16 protein-coding genes are annotated in these 18,023 nt (G+C 67.5%); 7 read left to right on the forward strand and 9 right to left on the reverse strand.

The genetic code is table 11. The features are described 5' to 3' along the window. Positions 1–102 precede the first annotated feature (102 nt). On the forward strand, positions 103–879 hold the full coding sequence (locus ACCQ16_RS18200; protein WP_039418756.1) for a hypothetical protein: 777 nt from the start codon (positions 103–105) through the stop codon (positions 877–879). Between the two features lie 23 nt (positions 880–902). Then, on the forward strand, positions 903–1,553 hold the full coding sequence (locus ACCQ16_RS18205; RefSeq protein WP_170922849.1) for a DUF4124 domain-containing protein: 651 nt from the start codon (positions 903–905) through the stop codon (positions 1,551–1,553). A 168-nt stretch (positions 1,554–1,721) separates the two neighbouring features. Here ACCQ16_RS18205 and ACCQ16_RS18210 read toward each other — a convergent pair whose 3' ends face one another. After that, complete coding sequence (locus ACCQ16_RS18210; protein ID WP_005911403.1) at positions 1,722–2,498, reverse strand: SDR family oxidoreductase; 777 nt, start codon at positions 2,496–2,498, stop codon at positions 1,722–1,724. 334 nt (positions 2,499–2,832) lie between these two features. Between ACCQ16_RS18210 and ACCQ16_RS18215 the strand changes: the two genes are divergently transcribed. Continuing rightward, on the forward strand, positions 2,833–3,048 hold the full coding sequence (locus tag ACCQ16_RS18215; protein ID WP_003484467.1) for a hypothetical protein: 216 nt from the start codon (positions 2,833–2,835) through the stop codon (positions 3,046–3,048). Between the two features lie 293 nt (positions 3,049–3,341). On the opposite strand, the gene sppA is transcribed toward ACCQ16_RS18215, so the two are convergent. Next, on the reverse strand, positions 3,342–5,243 hold the full coding sequence (sppA, locus tag ACCQ16_RS18220) for a signal peptide peptidase SppA (RefSeq protein WP_014091225.1): 1,902 nt from the start codon (positions 5,241–5,243) through the stop codon (positions 3,342–3,344). 84 nt (positions 5,244–5,327) lie between these two features. Beyond that, complete coding sequence (locus tag ACCQ16_RS18225) at positions 5,328–6,704, reverse strand: MATE family efflux transporter (protein ID WP_029820482.1); 1,377 nt, start codon at positions 6,702–6,704, stop codon at positions 5,328–5,330. Positions 6,705–6,972: 268 nt separating this feature from the next. Here ACCQ16_RS18225 and ACCQ16_RS18230 point away from each other — a divergent pair, with 268 nt between their 5' ends. Then, positions 6,973–8,139: a DUF3667 domain-containing protein gene (locus tag ACCQ16_RS18230; RefSeq protein WP_228735551.1), complete on the forward strand. Its 1,167-nt coding sequence runs from the start codon at positions 6,973–6,975 to the stop codon at positions 8,137–8,139. A gap of 170 nt (positions 8,140–8,309) precedes the next feature. Here ACCQ16_RS18230 and ACCQ16_RS18235 read toward each other — a convergent pair whose 3' ends face one another. Further along, positions 8,310–8,912: a DUF3106 domain-containing protein gene (locus ACCQ16_RS18235; protein WP_122272257.1), complete on the reverse strand. Its 603-nt coding sequence runs from the start codon at positions 8,910–8,912 to the stop codon at positions 8,310–8,312. After that, positions 8,896–9,921, reverse strand: coding sequence for a hypothetical protein (locus ACCQ16_RS18240; protein ID WP_057680854.1), 1,026 nt, complete (start codon positions 9,919–9,921; stop codon positions 8,896–8,898). The genes ACCQ16_RS18235 and ACCQ16_RS18240 overlap by 17 nt, the downstream gene beginning before the upstream one ends. 469 nt (positions 9,922–10,390) lie before the next feature. On the opposite strand from ACCQ16_RS18240, the gene ACCQ16_RS18245 reads away from it, so the two are divergent. Beyond that, positions 10,391–12,613, forward strand: coding sequence for a primosomal protein N' (locus ACCQ16_RS18245; RefSeq protein WP_008577170.1), 2,223 nt, complete (start codon positions 10,391–10,393; stop codon positions 12,611–12,613). Positions 12,614–12,886: 273 nt separating this feature from the next. Here ACCQ16_RS18245 and ACCQ16_RS18250 read toward each other — a convergent pair whose 3' ends face one another. From ACCQ16_RS18250 to ACCQ16_RS18260, 3 genes are read right to left on the reverse strand one after another with little or no spacing between them, the layout of a single operon-like run. Beyond that, positions 12,887–13,543, reverse strand: a complete 657-nt coding sequence (locus ACCQ16_RS18250) for a glutathione S-transferase family protein (RefSeq protein ID WP_008577169.1) — start codon at positions 13,541–13,543, stop codon at positions 12,887–12,889. Continuing rightward, positions 13,540–14,370 (reverse strand): NYN domain-containing protein, encoded by an 831-nt coding sequence (locus ACCQ16_RS18255; protein WP_031425101.1) that lies wholly within the window; start codon positions 14,368–14,370, stop codon positions 13,540–13,542. Before ACCQ16_RS18255 ends, ACCQ16_RS18250 begins: the two co-directional genes overlap by 4 nt. After that, the gene (locus tag ACCQ16_RS18260) at positions 14,367–14,891 is read right to left on the reverse strand and encodes a hypothetical protein (protein WP_041469847.1); all 525 of its coding nucleotides are present in this window, start codon (positions 14,889–14,891) and stop codon (positions 14,367–14,369) included. The genes ACCQ16_RS18255 and ACCQ16_RS18260 overlap by 4 nt, the downstream gene beginning before the upstream one ends. 118 nt (positions 14,892–15,009) lie before the next feature. Here ACCQ16_RS18260 and ACCQ16_RS18265 point away from each other — a divergent pair, with 118 nt between their 5' ends. After that, the gene (locus tag ACCQ16_RS18265) at positions 15,010–16,302 is read left to right on the forward strand and encodes an NAD(P)/FAD-dependent oxidoreductase (protein WP_008577165.1); all 1,293 of its coding nucleotides are present in this window, start codon (positions 15,010–15,012) and stop codon (positions 16,300–16,302) included. Between the two features lie 50 nt (positions 16,303–16,352). Beyond that, complete coding sequence (locus ACCQ16_RS18270) at positions 16,353–16,967, forward strand: trimeric intracellular cation channel family protein (protein ID WP_011348802.1); 615 nt, start codon at positions 16,353–16,355, stop codon at positions 16,965–16,967. Positions 16,968–17,045: 78 nt separating this feature from the next. On the opposite strand, the gene rpoH is transcribed toward ACCQ16_RS18270, so the two are convergent. Beyond that, positions 17,046–17,921: an RNA polymerase sigma factor RpoH gene (gene rpoH, locus ACCQ16_RS18275; RefSeq protein ID WP_014091236.1), complete on the reverse strand. Its 876-nt coding sequence runs from the start codon at positions 17,919–17,921 to the stop codon at positions 17,046–17,048. Positions 17,922–18,023 lie beyond the last annotated feature (102 nt).

Raw genomic sequence — 18,023 nt, forward strand, 5'->3', positions numbered from 1 at the left:
AGCAGGCCGCAGCCATCCGGCGCGTTGTCGCCTCGCCCCTGCACAGCGTTCGTTCAGCCGCACCCCCTTTGCGGCGGCCGCACAGACGCGCACACTGCAGCCATGCGTACCGTCCTGACTCTTCTGCTGCTCGCCGCGGCGCTGCCGGCGTCGGCCGCCACCACCGCGAGCAAACCCGACCCGAATGTGCGGGTCTATCGCTGCGTGAGCAGCACCGGCACTGTCGCCCTGCAGGATGCACCCTGCAGCAGCGGTCGCCAGCAGGTGCTGGATCTGCAACGGCCGCAAGACCCGCCGCCGCGTCCAGCGCGCGTGGAGCCGCCGGCACCGGTCGCCGCAGCGCCCACGCATGAGGTCCGCATCGTTACCGTGCAACCGCCACAGCCGATGTACGAGTGCACCACCGAAGACGGCAACCGCTACACAAGCGACAGCCCGGAAGGCAATCCGCGCTGGGTGCCGACCTGGGGGCCCGCCTATGTGGGCAACACCATTGCTCCCCCGGTCCGCGGCGGTGGCGGCATCCAGCGTCCACCGATCTCGGTGAGCCCGCGTCCGGCGATCTCGGTGCAGGGTGGCTCCGGACGAGGAAGCGTCCGCGGCAGCGCAAGCTTCGGCGTAGATAGCTACCAAAGCGGCTATCAGGGCGGTTACAACGGCGGCGGATACGGCGGCACGGTCATCGTGCCGTACGGCAACGTGCAGATCCGCGACGAATGCCACGCCCTGCCCGCACAGGAAGTCTGCGCGCGGCTGGCCGACCGCCGTTGGGAGCTGATCCGCCGCTACAACAGCGCGCTGCAGAGCGAGCGCGAGGATCTCAGCCGCGAACAGCGCGGCATCGAGGCACGCCAGCAACGCGACTGCGGCGGCGCATGAGGCGCTGGCCGTTATTGGGCGCAATGACGCTCAGCATGATGGCGCTCGGTTCGCTGGCCGGCGCGCAGGAAGTGGCCATCTATCGCTGTACCGATCCGACTGGCGCACTGACGGTGCAGAACATGCCGTGCCCAAAGGGCATGCAACAACAGAAGAAGCTGATGACCGCACCGGCGGCGGTGCCATTCGCGCCCGGCGGCGCTACCAACCCAGCGCCTGCACCTGCGATGCCAGCGGCGCAACCACGGGCTGCTGCGCAGGCGGCTGCATCGGCACCCGCCGCACCGGCCACGCCCGCCGCACCGCCAGCACCGACGGTTACCTCGACATCGACCCTGCCACCGCCGCCGCTGTTCGAATGCACCGCACACGACAACGGACGTTACTTTACCGAAGACCGCGAACCGGCCACGCGCTGCCTGCCGATGCAGACCACCAACCTGGCCGGCGGCCCGGCCACCGGGGGCGGCAGCGCCTGTGAGGTGGTCACCGACCGCTGCGCGCCGGTGCCGGACCAGAGCCTGTGCGAGGCCTGGCGAAAACGCGCCGAGCAGGCCGAATCCACCTGGCGCTTCTCCGATGAAGCGCAGTCGGCCGAACGCAAACAACGCTATGAGCAGATGCGCCGGGTTCTCGACGAGAGCCGTTGCGCCAATCCGGCCGCCACGCCCTGAGCACGCCTGTCGTGCGATGAGCCAACGGGTCTGGACGGTTGGCGGGCAATCGCCATTTGGCTGAAAGACGACGCGCAGCATGGGCGGGTGCATGAGCATGGTGCATGAACATGCCGGCTCTGCGTCCATGCGCATCCACTCGGAACCAGGCGGTATGTGTCGCCTGCGCTAGAACCCGTAGCGCAAGAAGCCGCCGTCCACCGCGATGCATTCGCCGGTGATGTAACTGGCAGCCGGCAGACATAAAAAACCCACCGCCGCGGCAACTTCTTCCGGTTCGCCAATGCGGCGCATCGGCGTGCGTTCGATGACCTGTTCGTAGTAGTCCGGATCCGACAACGGACCGGAGGTGCGGCGGGTACGGATGTACCACGGCGCCACCGCGTTGACGCGGATGCCGTCTTCGGCCCACTCCACCGCCAGGTTGCGCGTCATTTGCTGCAACGCCGCCTTGGTCATGCCGTACGGCGCGCCGCTGCGCACATGGGTGATGCCCGAGACGCTGCCGACGTTGACGATGGCCGAGGCTGCGTGTTGCGCCAACAACGGGTGCGCATAACGCGACAGTTCGAATGCGGAAAACACATTGGTTTCGAAGATGCCGCGCCACTCGTCTTCGGTGTAATCGATCGCGGCGCGGGTCACGTTGCCGCCGGCGTTGTTGATCAGCAGATGCAGGCCGTCGGCGTGGTCTTCCACCCAATCCAGGATCGCGCGGCGCTCTTCATCGTCGGAGACATCGGCGGCCAGCCCGTGCAGTTCGCGCTCGGGAAACTCGTCGGCAAGCTCATCGCGCGCCTGCGCCAGGGCATCGGCATCGCGCGCCACCATCAGCAGGTCGGCACCGAAGCCGAGCAGCTCGCGCGCGATGGCAAGACCAATCCCGGCACTGGCGCCGGTGATGAGGGCGGTCTGTCCATCCAGCCGCCAACGGTGCGTTGTCACGTGGTAATCCTCTTCAAAGCGCAGGAAACGGCCGCTGCAACGCAGTTGACGCGCATGCGTGGCCCGGGCGTTAGAGCGTGGTATGCACGTTGAGATGAGATGCGTTGGCCGTCAGCGGTGCGGAGCGGGTGCTGCACGGCGCCGACCTGGCTGGCGCCAAGGCAAGCCGCGCGGCGCCTGCTCCGTGCCGCTGGCGGCCAACCCGCCGGGAAGCGTCCTGTGGCGCACCGATACCGCGTTGCGCGCCTTGTCGCGACGCGCCAGGACGCTTCGCACTCACCTCAACGTACATAACACGCTCTAGGATAACGCCACCCCAAGCGAGGTCACGACGATGAAGATGCATTGGATGCTTGCGGTTGGTCTGGCGTTGTCGCTGGGCGCCTGTCAGCGGCCGCAGCCCGCGCCCACCGATCAGAAGCCCGATCCGCAAGCCACCGCCTTGCGCGACCACATCCAGCAACCGTTGAACAAGGCGCACGCGGTGCAGGCCGCAACCGACCAGGCGGCCGACGATCAGCGCAAGGCGATCGATGCCGCCACGCAGTAGCAAAACCTCGGCAACCGGTGAACTGGCGCCCTGAAGCGCCTGCAGTTGGTGCCAATCAGCGCACGGATGTGCCAATAGCCACCGGTGAACGCCTGCCAAGGCTGTAACTGCACTCAGCACGACATGCGCGATACGAGTGGCCGATGGTTGCGCGCTCGACGATTGCTGCGTGGGTCTTGCCGCCTGCTTCGTTCGTTCGGCCGTTCAAATCACCGCATCATCCGCGCGCACACAACAACGCCGGCACATCGCCGGCGTTGTCGATGCATCAAGTGCGCACTGAGCGCAACGCGTCAGAACCCGCAGAAGCAGTAGGCCAGCGACTTGACCGGCGTGCCGCCTGCCTTGCTGTCGTGCACGGCGCTTTCGACAAAGCGCAGCTGCGTATCCACTTCCGGCAACGAGCGGGCCAGCAGCGCGCGCGCCATGCCCGAGTCGCCCAGCATCCAGGCGCCCATGCGGCTGCCGGCAAACCCGCTCATGAACTGCGAGAACGGCGTGGCCGGCTTTTCCACATAGCGCACGCGGAACTTGCCGCGGCTCAGCTTGGCGCGGTCGGCCGCATCGGCCACCGCTTCGGACATGCCGCCGAACGCATCCACCAATCCACGCTCCTTGGCCTGCGCGCCGCTCCACACACGGCCACGCGCCACCTTGTCGATCGCCTCCACCGACTGGTGACGCGCCTGCGCCACCTTGCCGGTGAAGTCGGCGTAGCCCTTGTTGATCACCGCCTGGATGACCTGGCCGGCAGCCGGATCCAGCGGACGGGTGATGTCGAACGCACCGGCGAACCGCGTGGTGGCCACGCCGTCGGTGTGCACGCCGATCTTGTCCAGCGCGCGGGTCAGGTTCGGCACCATGCCGAAGATGCCGATGGAGCCGCTGATGGTCGACGGGTCGGCGTAGATGCGATCGGCATTCATGCTGATCCAGTAACCGCCGGACGCGGCCAGATCGCCCATCGACACCACCACCGGCTTGCCGGCCTGCTTGAGCGCAACCACTTCGCGGCGGATCTGCTCGGAGGCGAAGACTTCGCCACCGGGCGAATCCACGCGCAGCACCACCGCCTTCACTTCCTCGTCGTCGCGCGCCTGGCGCAGCAGCGCCGCCGTGGACTCGCCACCGATGCGTCCGGCCGGCTGTTCGCCACCGCTGATCTCGCCCGCCGCCACCACCACCGCCACCTGCGGGCGACTGTCCATCGGCGAACGCTGCGCCTGCAGCTGGCTCAGATAATCGTTGAACCCGATATTGCGGAAACCGCTGTCGGCATCGCTGTCGGCCACACCGCGCTTGACCAGCAGCGCATCGACTTCTTCGCGCGTCTTGAGCCCGTCCACCAGCTTCTGTTGCAGCGCGAACTTGGCCAGGTCGCCACCGGCGGCGGCCACGCCTTCGGGCAGCGTGTCGATGCCGGCAGCCAGCTGCGCCGGGCTCAGCTTGCGCGCGGTGCCCACGTCGGCCAGATAGCGCTGCCACACATCGTTCATCCAGAACAAATCCGCTTCCTTGGCATCGGCCGAGGCCGCGTCCAGGATGTACGGCTCGGCTGCAGACTTGTACTCGCCGACGCGGAACAGATGCACGTCCACGCCGAGCTTGTCCTGCAGGCCTTCGCGGAAGTACTGGCGATAGCGGCCAAGGCCTTCCAGCAACACGCTGCCCATCGGGTCCAGATACACCTCGTTGGCCTGTGCGGCGAGCAGGTACTGGCCCTGGCTCATGCTCTCGCTGAAGGCCACGATCTGCTTGCCGGAGGCGCGCAACTTCTGCAATGCGACGGCCACTTCGCGTTGGGAAGCAAATCCGGACGGTTGCAGCTTGTCCAGGTTCAACAGCACGCGCTCGATCTTGCGGTCCTTGCCCGCCGCCTCGATCACGCGCACCAGGTCGCGCAGTTGCACTTCTTCGGCGCTCTTGTCGCCGACCGCCTTGGCCAGCGACCGGCTGACCGGGTCTGCACTGAATTGTTCGACCAGCGTACCTTCCGGGTTGATCACCAGGGTGGTGCGCTCGGCCAACGGCTTGGTGCCATCGCCACGCGCCAGCGCCACCACGAACACCAGCAACAGCAGGAACAGGAACCCGAAGAACACCAGGTTGAAAATCAGGCGCCGGGTGAAATTCATCACATCCCACAGGCCGACGAAGAAGCTGGCGATGGGATTGCGACGCACGGGGTGGTTCATGGAAAGCTCCGTCGAAAGACGCTGCATACAGATCGATGGTGCCCAGCATACCGGCTGCGCAGCGCGCGCGGCATGCGCTGGAAGTCAGGGTGTCACGGTGGCGGTCAGCCGCCGGCTGGTCTGGCGGAAGCGCAGCCCCATCAGGATCGAGGCCACCGTCAGGCCCAGGATCAGGCCCACCCACATGCCCTTCGGTCCCCAGCCCAGCCCCAGGCCGAGCCCGGCGCCGATCGGCATGCCCACGCCCCAGTACGAAAACATCGCCAGGAACATCGGCACGCGGGTGTCCTTGAGCCCGCGCAGCGCGCCGGCCGACAGCACCTGGATGCCGTCGGGAAACTGGAACGTGGCGGCAAACAGCAGCAACACCGACGCCAGCGCGGCCACGGCCACGTCGTCGGTATAGACGCCGACGATGGCATCGTGGCCCAGCAACAGTGCGCTGGCCGACAGCGCTTGGGTGCCCAGCACGATCGCATAGCCGGCCCAGGCCGCGCGCCGCATCGCCAGCGGGTCGCCGCGGCCCACTGCGTGGCCCACGCGCACGGTGGTGGCCTCGGCCACGCCCATCGGGATCATGAAACACAACTGCGCGACGTTGATCGCGATCTGGTGCGCGGCCGCTTCGGTGGAGCCCAGCCGGCCGATCAACAACGCAGTGACGATGAACAACCCGCCTTCCATCAACACGGTGATGCCGATCGGCAAGCCGGTGCGTAGCAACTCGCCGATGGCGCGCCAGCGCGGTCCTTCCAGATGGGCAAACAAGTGCAGATGCGCAAACCGCCGTGCGCGCCACAGATACAGCGCAAACACGCTCGCCTGCACCCACATGGTGATGGCCGAGGCGATGCCCAGACCTTCGGCGCCGTGTTCGGCGAAGCCGAACTTGCCATAGGTCAGCGCATAGCCCACCGGTGCCAGCACCAGCAGGCCGCCAAAGCCCAGCAGCATGGTCGGCAGCGTCCAGTGCATGCCCTCGCTGAGATAGCGCATGCAGAAGTAGAAGGTCAGCGCCGGCACGCCCCAGCGCACCGCGTGCAGGAACGCGGTGGCGCCGGGCACGATGTCCGCTGCAATCCCGAAGGTGGGCAGCAACGGCGGCACCACGCTCAGGAACACGAACATCAGCGCACTCAGCCCCAGCGACAGCCACAGCGCCTGCCGGAACAGCGGCCCGATCTCGCGCTCGCGGCCGGCGCCGAGCAATTGCGAGACCGAGGCAGTCAACGAGATCAAGGTGCCGATCGGCACCAGCATCGGCAGCCACAGCAGCGAGGTGCCGATGGTGACTGCAGCCAGCGTGGCGGTGCCGTGGTGGCCGGCGATGACGTTGTCGACAAAACCGATCAGGCCGGTGGAAACGTGGCCGAGCACCAGCGGCAACGCAAGCAGGCCGGTGGTGCGCACTTCCGAGGCGAAGCCTGGCGTCGCGGACGGGGGTGCAGAAGAAACAGACATGACAACCGATCGCTGCGCGGACTACGGCCGTGCCGGGAGGCGCTGGCACCGGGTCGCGCGGGCCGGCTATCTTACGCCTACTTTCCGACTGCGGCCTTGCCGCGCAGCTGGGTAGAGCCCGCTGCGCGACTGCGCGCGCGGGCAAAACGCGAAGGCTGCTGCAACCGGGCCGGCGCGGGAGACAGTTGTACGCGTGCGCCAACGCCGTTCTTTCGGGATCAGGTCGACGGCAACGCGCCTTCCCCGACTCGCCAACCGGACCTGGCTCATGTCACCGCATTCGACCGCGCACCCTCCCACAGACTGCAAAAATTGTGCCTCTGCCTTGCAGGGGGCGTACTGCCACGCCTGCGGGCAAAGCGCGCACAACCCGGTGCGCAGCGTCGCCCATGCGGTGGAAGAAGTGTTCGAGTCGTTCTGGCATCTGGATGGGCGCATTTTCCGCACCCTGCGCGACCTGCTGGTGCCCGGACGCGTGGCCCAACGCTTCCTGGGCGGCCAACGCGTGCGGTACGTGGCGCCGATGCGGCTGTTCCTGGTACTGAGCCTGTTGACGTTCTTCATCGCGCGCATCGCCGTGCATGCGTCCGCCGCAGACAGCGATATCGCCGCCGCGCCCGGCACCAGCCAGACCACGGTTCCCAAGGATTTCGCACAGGCACGCACGCCGGCGCAGGTGGAAGCGGTACGCAGGCAGTTGGTCGACGCGCTGACGCAGACGCGCGCGGCCGTGCCGAGCGGCATCGCACGCGAGCGCGTGGACGCCGGCATCGCGCGTGCCAATGCGCAAGCGCAACGTCGTCTGACGCAGCTGCAGGCCGACGCGCGTCCGACCAGCGCCGTGCCCACCGCAGAGGCAGACAGCGATAGCACGTTCTTTTCGGTCATGGGCAAGCCGTGGGACCCGGTGAGCAACCCACTGCACTATGCGGCACTACCGCAGTTCGCCAACCGCTGGATCAATACCCAACTTCGCCATATCCGCGACAACCTGCCGCGGCTGCGCAGCGACCCGCAACTGCTCTACAACGCATTCTTCGCAGCGGTGCCGTCTGCATTGCTGGTGCTGGTGCCGCTGTTTGCACTGCTGTTGCGGGTGTTCTACGTGCGCAGCGGGCAGGTGTATCTGGAGCATCTGGTGGTGGCACTGTATAGCCACGCCTTCCTGTGCCTGAACCTGCTCACGCAACTGCTGTTGTCGCTGCTCAGCGATGCGCTGGCGCACGTCGCCAGCCCGATCACCTGGAGTATCGGAGTCGCGCAGTTCGGGCTGACGCTCTGGATGCCGGTGTATCTGCTGTGGATGCAGCGGCGTGTGTACGCGCAGTCCTGGCTGGTCACCGTGCTCAAGTACATCGGTCTGAGCGGGGTGTATCTGGTGTTGGTGACGGTGGCCGCTGCGCTGTTGATGGTGGCCAGTCTGGCGCGTCTTTGACGCGCTGACTGCGCAGACGGTTGCGCGAAGACAGCCGCATTGCAGCGCGACGCAGCGATGCCGGGCCTGGGTGCGGCGCGTCTGAAGCGGCGCTATGGGGCAGGCACCGCTAGAACGGATAACCGGCGCAACACTGAAAGGCATTGCGCGCGCCGACGGCACGCGAGCGATCAACGCGCCAGTTGGCGCTTCAACCAGATGCTGCGCGTGGCCGGCGCTTCGGCCAGGAAGGCCTCGCGCAGGCCGTCGCGCTCCTGGGGCGGGGTGCGCTGCGCCAGCACCGCCAGTTGCTCCAGCTGGCCGGCGTCCAGGCTGCGCAGCGCGGCCAGCATGGCCTCGCGCTGGGCGGGCTGCACGTAGCCGATCAACGGCTGCAACTGGGCATAGAACGCCCCCACCTGCGAGCCCAGGCGCCAGCCGTCGCGATGCAGGCGATCCATCGCGCCGAACTGGGTGCGCAGCGCGCGTTGCTGATCCTCGGGCAAGGCCTGCAGCCGCTCGCGTGCCTGGCGCAACACCACGCGGTCTGTGGCCGTCAGCCCCTTCCAGGCGGCATAGCGGGCACGCAGCTCGGCTTGCTGCGCAGGCGTCATCGCCGCCCAGCGTGTGCGTTGCTGCGCGGCGCTCGGCGATGTATTCGGCACTGCGGCAGCGGAGGTGGACGCGGCCGGCGCAGCGGCCGATTCTTCCAGCGGCGTCGGCAAGCGCTGCGCGCCGGCGACGCCGGCAAACGCGCAGAGCACCAGGCCGCACCAGTCAGTTGGTTTCATCATCGACCGTCTCCAGAGGGGCGGAAGGTTGCTCGGCTGCGGTGGCATGCGCACCGGATTCATCAACCGGCACCGGGTGGCCGGCGGCATACCAGGCGTAGAAGTCCGCAGCGCGGGCCAGCTCCAGATCCGGGTCGGCCAGCATCGCCTGGTCGCGCGGATCCAGGCCCGGCGTGGCCACGGCATCCGGCAGGTCGGCCGCCGGGAGTTCCTCCACCAGCACCGGCGCCGCGTCGGTCACGTGCAACACGCCGGCAGGCGCCTGCGAGACAGGCTCGGGAGGAAGCGCGGGCCGGCGGTGGGCCCACCACCAGCCCAACCCCGCCAGCAGCAGTGCCACCGCCAGCACGCCCAGCGCCATGCCGGCGTGGCGGCGCTCCAGCTGCGGCCACCGCCATTGCCGTCGGGCCCGGGCAGCGGCAGGACGGCGCGGCGCCGGTGCCGGCTCGGCCGGCGCGGCAGTGAGCGGCATTCCGGCCAGGGCCGAATCGCGGAGCTGGCTCAGCCGGGTCAACTGGGCCGGGCTCAGGTCGCGCAGTTCCACTTGCGCCGCTTCTGCCAGGGCCCGCCAGGCCTGGGCATCCGGATTGCCGGCGGCATCGCGCGGGCAGGCACGCGCCAGCGACTGCCGGTAGTCCGCCGCTTCGACGCCTTGCACCTCGCTGGCCACGCCTTCTTCCAGCCCGGCCACGATCCGCAGCAGCAGCGCCAGGCGGTCGGCAGTCTGCATCCGGCCCAAGACAGTGAATGGGGGCAGCCACGTGCCCGGCATCGGCTCGCGCCGCAGCGGGGGCGCGGTGGCCAGCAGGCTCCAGAAGCGCATCGGCCAGCCTGCCATCGGCCGACCTGCCGCCTGGCTGCTGAAGGCGCGCAAGGCCGCTGCGAGGGCGCGCTCGGCGGCGGCCACGTCGCCGCATTGCAATTGTGCGAGCACCAGACCCCGGCGTTCGACACCGCGCAAGAAGGCAGATAGCGCGGCAGGGGTCACGGGGGCGTCGGGGACTACGGTCATGAGAACTCCAGCATCGGCCGGCATGATACCGACGCGATTGGCCCCCGCCGACGGCTTGACAGATCGGCCCGGCCCCGCTCCGCCTTCACACCGGCCGTGCCTGCCGCCGCGGCGGGTTGTGCACAGCGGCAGACATACCGATACGCAAGCGTCTGTCAACTGTTGTTTTTTCTTTGTTGCATTCGTGTTTCACGCCTAAGTGATTGAAATTTATTGACTTATGCATGTTGGCTAAAAAATGTCCAAGAGGTTGCAGAGGCTAGTGAATCCATCGTCACAGCGTGGAGCACGACACTAATTCACAGGTTTATCCACAGCCAGTGTGGATAAACCCGTTTCCTTAACCCTCACATAGGTTTACGTCGTATTTATCACTTCCGTCACAGAACCGCGGCCGCTGGCTCGGGTTGGATTCGGGCCGATTTGGGGGCGGCCGCCGGCCTCTGGACAGGGTCGGTAGACTGGTCGGATGACTTCGACCGTCGCCACCCTGCGCGTCGCCTTGCCGGTGCCGCTGCCCCAATTGTTCGACTATCTGCCTCCGACCGATGCGCCGTTGACGGACCCGGCGCGGGTCGGCTGCCGGGTGCGGGTGCCGTTCGGGCCGCGCGAGTTGGTCGGGGTGGTGGTGGAGATCGGGCAACTGCCCGCGGCCGACGGCTTGCGCCCGGCACTGGCGTGGTGCGACCAGGCCCCGCTGCTGGTGGATGAACTGGCCCGCTCGCTGCACTGGCTGGCCCGCTACACCCACGCTCCGCTCGGCGAGGCCCAGACCAGCGCCCTGCCCGGCCCGCTGCGCCGCGGCGAACCGCTGGCCGACACCCACGCCTGGGCCTGGCAGCTGACCGAAGCCGGCCACAGCGGTGCCGCCAGCCTGCGCGCGGGCAGCCGTCCCGCCCTGTTGGCGACCCTGCTGCTCACCGGCGCAGTGGGCGAAGAGCAACTGGATCCACTACTGCCGCAATGGCGGCAGGCAGCGCGCAGCCTGGCCAAACGCCACTACGCCGAGCGCGTGGCGGTGCCGGCCGACAGCATCCCGCCCCGTCCCGGCAGCGGCCCGCCGCTCAACGACGAACAGCAGGCCGCCGCCACCGCGATCCGCGCGCATAGTGGCTTTGCCACCTACCTGCTCGACGGCGTCACCGGCAGCGGCAAGACCGAGGTCTACCTGCAGGCGATCGCCGACTGCCTGGCCGCCGGCAAGCAGGCGTTGGTGCTGGTACCGGAGATCGGCCTGACCCCGCAGACCCTGGGCCGCTTCCGTACCCGCCTGGGCGTGCCGGTGCACGCACTGCACTCGGGTCTGTCCGATGGCGAACGCGCGCGGGTGTGGGCGGCGGCCTGGCGCGGCGAGGCAAAGCTGATCGTCGGCACCCGCTCGGCGGTGTTCACCCCGCTGCCCAACGCCGGGCTGATCGTGATCGACGAAGAGCACGACGGCAGCTACAAGCAGCAGGACGGCATCCGCTATCACGCGCGCGATTTCGCCTTGGTACGCGGCAAGGCGCTGGATGTGCCGGTGATACTGGGCAGTGCAACGCCATCGCTGGAAAGCCTGCACAACGCCTATTCCGGCCGCTACCAGCATCTGCGCCTGTCGCGGCGCGCCGGCGAAGCGCGCCCGCCGCGCGTACGCGTGCTCGACGTGCGCAAGCGCCCGCTCAAGGACGGCCTGTCGCCCGAGGTGCTGGCCGGTATCGGCGCCACCCTGGCGCGCGGCGAACAGGTCCTGGTGTTCAAGAACCGCCGCGGCTATGCACCGGTGCTGCTGTGCCACGACTGCGGCTGGACCGCGGCCTGCCAGCGCTGCAGCACGCCGCTGCACCAGACCCCGATGACCGTGCATGCCGGCGGCCGCCGTCTGCAGTGCCACCATTGCGGCGCGCGCCAACCTGCACCGCTGGCCTGCCCGGCCTGCGCCAGCCTCGCGCTGCAGCCGCAGGGCATCGGCACCGAGCGACTGGAAGAACGCCTGACCGAGGCGTTTCCGGACGTCCCGGTGGTGCGCATCGACCGCAGCACCACCCAGCGTCGCGACGCACTGGAGACCCAGCTGGCGCGCCTGGGCAGCGAGGCCGGCATCCTGGTGGGCACGCAAATCCTGGCCAAGGGCCACGACCTGCCACGGCTGACCATGGTGGTGGTGGTCGGCATCGACGAAGGCCTGTTCTCGGCCGACTTCCGCGCCGCCGAAAAACTGGCCCAGCAGTTGATCCAGGTGGCCGGACGCGCCGGGCGTGCCGACCGGCCGGGCGAAGTCTGGTTGCAGACCCATCACCCCGAACACCCGTTGCTGCAGACCCTGGTCAATGGCGGCTACCACGCCTTCGCCGACGCCGAACTGCAGCAGCGCGAAGCGGCCGGATTCCCTCCCTTCGCGCACCTGGCCTTGTTCCGTGCCGAAGCCAAGGATGTGGCCGCAGCCAATCAATTCCTGCTGGCGGTGCGCGGTTTGACCAGCGCCGACCCCGGCACGCAATCGCCGGCGTTTGCCGCAGTGGAATGCTACGGCCCGATGCCGGCACCGATGCCGCGCCGCGCCGGTTTCCAGCGCACGCAGCTGCTGTTGTCGGCGCAACAACGCGCGGCATTGCATCGCCTGCTCGACACCCAACTGCCGGCCATCTATGCGCTACCGCAAGCCCGCCGTGTGCGCTGGTCGCTGGATGTGGACCCGATCGACTTGTATTAGCGCACGGCGTATCGACCATGGAGCAGAAGCCAGACCCACGTCTTGCGCGCTGTGCCCAGGTCATTGAGCGCACGTGGCGTGATCCTTGGTAGGAGCGCACCCGGGCGCGATGCGGCATGACGGGAATGCCCTCGCGCCCGGGTGCGCTCCTACAGCACTGCAGGCTACCTGTCTGCGTGATGTACAAGGCCCACTTGCTTGCAGCAACGTGCCGGGTCGGCAGCTCAGGCGGTGCCTGTCATGAATCGCATTGACTCAGCGTCGGCGCGACACTCAGGTCAGCGCGGTCATTACCGCGCGCCGGTACGCCGGCCGCGCACGCAGGCGCGCATACCACGCCTGCAGATGCGGCAATTCCGGTCGCTCGATCGGCATTTCGAACCACGCGTAGATGAAGCTGCCCAGCGGAATATCGCCCATCGCGAACTGCTCGCCGGACAGGTACGGCTGTTGCGCCAATGCCGCATCGGCACGTGCCAGCAACTCACCCGAGTGGGTCAACGCCGCAGCGATGCGTGCGTGATCGCGCTCGGCCTCGGGCGTGCGCAAAACGCCCCAGAACAGGTCGCGAAACACTCCAGCGAAAGTGGAAGTGGTCCAATCCATCCAGCGGTCGCCCAGCGCGCGCTCGGCCGGCGCATGCGGATACAACGCCGGCGCATATTGCGCGGCCAGATAGCGCACGATCGCGTTGGATTCCCACAACACCAGCGCGCCATCCTGCAGTGTCGGCACCAGCCCGTTCGGGTTCAGCGCGCGATATTCCGGCGTGGTGTTGCCCCCGAACGCGCCGCCCACTTCGATCGAGGCGTAGGCCACGCCGGCTTCTTCGGCGCACCACAGCACCTTGCGTACATTGCTGGAATTGCGCCGCCCCCACAGCGTGATCGTCGGCGGTGTGTGGTCGCTGGCTGCATGCGTCATCGTCATTTCCCCGGAGCAGGCTTGGCGGGTGCGCGCGCCGCGCGCTTGTTGGCCGGTGACGGCGCCGCTGCGGCAGGCACTGCGGTTTTCGCGCCGCTGCGTCCACCCTTGGGCGCGTCGCGCACCCACAACGCCTGTTCGTCCTGCCTGATCTCGAACAAGCCGATCGCGCGTACCAGATCGCTGAGTTTGCGATAGCCATAGTTGCGTGGATCGAACGAGGCCTGGTTGGCCACCTGCTTGCCGACCGCACTCAGCAGCGCCCAACCATCGTCTTCGCAGGCGCTGACGATCGCATTGCGTAGCATTTGGACCAGACGCGTATCGCTGCGTAATGCGGTGGCGTCCTTGCGACCGGCAGCCGTTTCGCTGGCCGCTGCAGCCTGTTGCCCGAGCGCCTCGACATAGGTGAACTTGGAGCACGCATTGACGAATGGCGCCGGTGTCTTCTTCTCGCCGAAGCCATAGACCTTCATGCCGTCGGTCAGCAGCCGCATCACCAGCGGCGTGAAATCGGCATCGCTGGAGACGATCGCAAATCCATCCAGATTGCGCGCGTACAACAGGTCCATCGCATCGATCACCATCGCCATGTCCGAGGCGTTCTTGCCGGAACTGTAGGCAAATTGCTGGATCGGCCGGATCGCGTAGTCGTGCAATGCCGCCTCCCAACCTTTCAAGTGCGGGCTCTTCCAGTTGCCGTAGGCGCGGCGCACGTTGGCCACGCCGTAGCGCGCCACTTCGGCCAGCACCACGTCGATCTTGCCGGCCGGCGCATTGTCCGCGTCGATCAGCAGCGCGATGCGTTTGTCGGGGTTGTCGATCATGCTCATTGCTCCAGGGAGTTCGCAGATTCGGTCTTGAAGTCGGTGTCGGTGTCCATCTCACTCTCCTCCACGTCGGTCTCGGCCGGCAATGTGTACTCGGTACCATCGCGCAGCGTGAGCACGCCCGTACTCAGGATCTCGCGTTCGGCACCGTCGCTGACCCAGGTGGCGTGCACGCGCCCGGTGCCGCGATCGCCTTGCACATCGAACACGAACTCATCGCTCCCCGGTGCCAGACTGGTGCGATACAGATCCACCCGCATGTCGCGGATCTGCCCGATATGTTCCTGCACCACGGCATCGGCCTGTAGCGCACTGCGCGCCTGATCGGCAAACAACGACCAACCGGTCGACATCAGCCAGATGAGCGCGCCAAACACCAGCATCGCCATCAGCACCACGCACGTCGCCACGCCAATCAGCCCGATCGCCACACTACTGAGCGACTTTGGGGCGACAGCTGCCGGCGACGGTGCAGCAGGTTGCACAGACGACAACGGCGGCAACGGCGGCGGGAGCGAGGACATGGGCTGGCCGGAAGCGGGAGATGCGACATGATGCCGCAGGCGGGCCGCGCTCACGCGGCATGTTCATTGCCGATGCGGCATCCTGATGGGCCCGCGTCGCACTCCATCGGACCTCACGATGACCTCTCCCCCCTCCCAAGCTCCGCTGCATCTGGTTGTGGTCGGCGGCGGATTCGCCGGCTTATGGGCGACCCGCGCGCTCGACGACCCCGGCATCCGCATCACCCTGGTCGACCGCCAGAACCACCACCTGTTCCAGCCGCTGCTGTACCAGGTGGCCACCGCCGGCCTGTCGGCACCGGACATCGCCGCGCCGCTCCGGCACATCCTGCGCGAGCAACGCAATGTCGAAGTACTGCTCGGCGATGTCACCGATATCGCACCAGACCGCCGCGAGGTGGTATTGGCCGATGGCAGCACGCTCGGCTACGACATGCTGCTGCTGGCCACCGGCGCCACCCATGCCTATTTCGGTAACGACCAGTGGGCCGAACACGCCCCCGGCCTGAAAACGCTGTACGACGCGCTGGTGCTGCGGCGCAAGCTGCTGCTGGCCTTCGAGCGCGCAGAAGCCGAATCCGACCCTGCCGCACGCGCCGCCTGGCTGAGCTTTGCCGTGGTCGGCGGCGGGCCCACCGGCGTCGAACTGGCCGGCACCCTGGCCGAAATCGCCCGCCACACGCTCAAGAACGAGTTCCGCCACATCGACCCGCGGCAGGCGCGCGTGCGCCTGGTCGAAGCCGGTCCGCGCGTGCTGCCCTCGTTTCCGGAAGATCTCACCGCCAAGGCGCGCAAGCAGCTGGAACGTCTGGGCGTGGAGGTGCACACCGGGACTCCGGTCACGCAGATCGATGCGCTGGGCTACCAGCTCGGCGACACCTTCGTGCCGGCACGCACCGTGGTCTGGGCCGCCGGCGTGGCCGCCTCGCCGCTGGCGCGTACGCTGGGCGTGCCGCTGGATCGCGCCGGCCGCGTGCTGGTCGAGGCCGACCTCAGCGTACCGGGCCACCCGGACATCTTCGTCGGCGGCGATCTGGCCTCGGTGCAGCAGGACGGCCGCCCGGTGCCGGGCGTGGCGCCGGCCGCCAAGCAGATGGGCAAGCACATCGCCAAGGCGATCCGGGCGCGGCAGCGCGGCCAGACCGCCCCGGCGTTTCGCTACCAGGACTACGGCAACCTGGCCACGATCGGCCGCATGGCCGCCATCGTGCATGTGGGCAAGCTCAAGTTGTCCGGCATCGTCGCCTGGTGGTTCTGGCTGGCTGCGCACGTGTACTTTCTGATCGGCTTCCGCAACCGGTTCGTGGTGCTGGTGAACTGGGCGATGGCGTACTGGAGCTACCAGCGCGCCGCACGCATCATCTTCGGCGGCGCCGCCGACGACCCGCCGCCCAGCAGCAAGGACGGGTGATAGCGGCGCAGGCCGTGCGATGCTGTGCGGCCTGATTCGACGACCCGATCGTGGCAACTGTCCTGTTCCTGCTGGATCTGCTCGGCACCTTCGTGTTCGCCCTGAGCGGAGCGACCTTGGCGGTGCGCAACCGCCTGGACCTGTTCGGCGTGCTGGTGCTCTCCTGCGCGGCAGCGGTGTCCGGCGGCATCGTGCGCGATGTGCTGATCGGCGCCACCCCGCCGGCCGCGCTGGTGCAGCCGCAGTATCTGCTGGTGGCCTGCCTGGCCGGCGTGGCCGGGTTCTATTGGCATGCAGCGGTGGAGCGGCTGCGCAACCCGGTGCAACTCTTCGATGCGGCCGGATTGGCGCTGTTTGCGGTCTACGGCACCAGCAAGGCGCTGGACTATCACCTCAGCCCACTCAGCGCGACGCTGCTGGGCATGCTCAGCGGCATCGGCGGAGGCATCGCGCGCGATCTGCTGGTGGCACGCACGCCGGTGGTGTTGCAGGCCGAACTGTATGCGGTCGCCGCGCTCGCCGGTGGCGGGCTGGTCGCGATCGGGCACGTCCTGGATGTGCCGCAGGCCTGGTCGTTGGCGACCGGCGCCGGCGTGTGTTTCGGCCTGCGCTTCATGGCCATCCGCTACGGCTGGCATCTGCCGGTGGCGCGCCCGCCGGAGTAGCAATCGCGTAACACCACATATGCAAACGGCCCGGAAAACCGGGCCGTCTGTACAACCACTCGCGCAAGACCGACAGGGTCAGGCGACGAACAGCGCCTTCATCTTCTTCAGCGCATTGGCTTCGATCTGGCGGATACGCTCGGCCGAGACGCCGTATTCGTCTGCCAGTTCCTGCAGCGTCACTTTCGAATCGGAATCCAGCCAACGGCGCTTGACGATGTCGCGCGAACGCACATCCAGTCCAGCCATGCCTTCGCGCAGCAGCTGCAGCTGGTTGTCTTCGCTGTCGTGACGCTCGTACGCCTGCGACGGGTCTTCTTCATTGGCGACCAGATAGCTCACCGGCGACGGCGGGCCGTGATCGTCGTCTTCGTCCGACGACGCGTCGAAACCGATATCGCGACCGGACAGGCGCGACTCCATCTCCATCACTTCACGCTCGGAGACGTTCAGGTCCTTGGCAACCGCAGTCACTTCCGACGCATTGAGCCAACCCAGACGGGTCTTGGACTTGCGCAGGTTGAAGAACAGCTTGCGCTGCGCCTTGGTGGTAGCGACCTTGACGATGCGCCAGTTCTTCAGGATGAACTCGTGCATCTCGGCACGGATCCAGTGCACCGCGAAGCTGACCAGGCGCACGCCCATGTCCGGGTCGAAGCGCTTGACCGCCTTCATCAGGCCGATATTGCCTTCCTGGATCAGGTCGCCCAGCGGCAGGCCGTAGCCGTTGTAGCCGCGGGCCACGTGCACCACGAAGCGCAGGTGGGAATGGACCAGTTCGCGCGCGGCGTCCAGGTCCAGCTCGTCGCGGAAGCGACGGGCCAGATCCTGCTCCTCATCGACCGACAGCACCGGGATCTGGTGCACGGCACCGATGTAGGCGTCCAGCGAACCGAGCGCACTGGGAATCGGGAGATTGTTTGCCACAAGGGCAGTCGAGGTAGTCTGGTTCATAGGCACCATCTTAGCAGTCGAACTATTGGACTGCCGGGTACAGAAAGAGTTCCCAGCATTCCATTTATAGAACGTTCGGGTCTTTGGCATCACCGGTGTTCT

Origin of the sequence: Xanthomonas sp. NCPPB 1062 (genome assembly GCF_041481705.2) — a bacterium.
Taxonomy (GTDB): domain Bacteria; phylum Pseudomonadota; class Gammaproteobacteria; order Xanthomonadales; family Xanthomonadaceae; genus Xanthomonas; species Xanthomonas euvesicatoria.

Coding starts and splice junctions, on each gene's coding strand:
- ACCQ16_RS18250 (WP_008577169.1), bottom strand. CDS start 13,543: ATGACGATGACGCATGCAGCCAGCGACCACACACCGCCGACGATCACG.
- ACCQ16_RS18200 (WP_039418756.1), top strand. CDS start 103: ATGCGTACCGTCCTGACTCTTCTGCTGCTCGCCGCGGCGCTGCCGGCG.
- rpoH (WP_014091236.1), bottom strand. CDS start 17,921: ATGAACCAGACTACCTCGACTGCCCTTGTGGCAAACAATCTCCCGATT.
- ACCQ16_RS18240 (WP_057680854.1), bottom strand. CDS start 9,921: ATGACCGTAGTCCCCGACGCCCCCGTGACCCCTGCCGCGCTATCTGCC.
- ACCQ16_RS18255 (WP_031425101.1), bottom strand. CDS start 14,370: ATGAGCATGATCGACAACCCCGACAAACGCATCGCGCTGCTGATCGAC.
- ACCQ16_RS18245 (WP_008577170.1), top strand. CDS start 10,391: ATGACTTCGACCGTCGCCACCCTGCGCGTCGCCTTGCCGGTGCCGCTG.
- ACCQ16_RS18235 (WP_122272257.1), bottom strand. CDS start 8,912: ATGATGAAACCAACTGACTGGTGCGGCCTGGTGCTCTGCGCGTTTGCC.
- ACCQ16_RS18230 (WP_228735551.1), top strand. CDS start 6,973: ATGTCACCGCATTCGACCGCGCACCCTCCCACAGACTGCAAAAATTGT.
- ACCQ16_RS18265 (WP_008577165.1), top strand. CDS start 15,010: ATGACCTCTCCCCCCTCCCAAGCTCCGCTGCATCTGGTTGTGGTCGGC.
- ACCQ16_RS18205 (WP_170922849.1), top strand. CDS start 903: ATGACGCTCAGCATGATGGCGCTCGGTTCGCTGGCCGGCGCGCAGGAA.
- ACCQ16_RS18215 (WP_003484467.1), top strand. CDS start 2,833: ATGAAGATGCATTGGATGCTTGCGGTTGGTCTGGCGTTGTCGCTGGGC.
- ACCQ16_RS18225 (WP_029820482.1), bottom strand. CDS start 6,704: ATGTCTGTTTCTTCTGCACCCCCGTCCGCGACGCCAGGCTTCGCCTCG.
- sppA (WP_014091225.1), bottom strand. CDS start 5,243: ATGAACCACCCCGTGCGTCGCAATCCCATCGCCAGCTTCTTCGTCGGC.
- ACCQ16_RS18260 (WP_041469847.1), bottom strand. CDS start 14,891: ATGTCCTCGCTCCCGCCGCCGTTGCCGCCGTTGTCGTCTGTGCAACCT.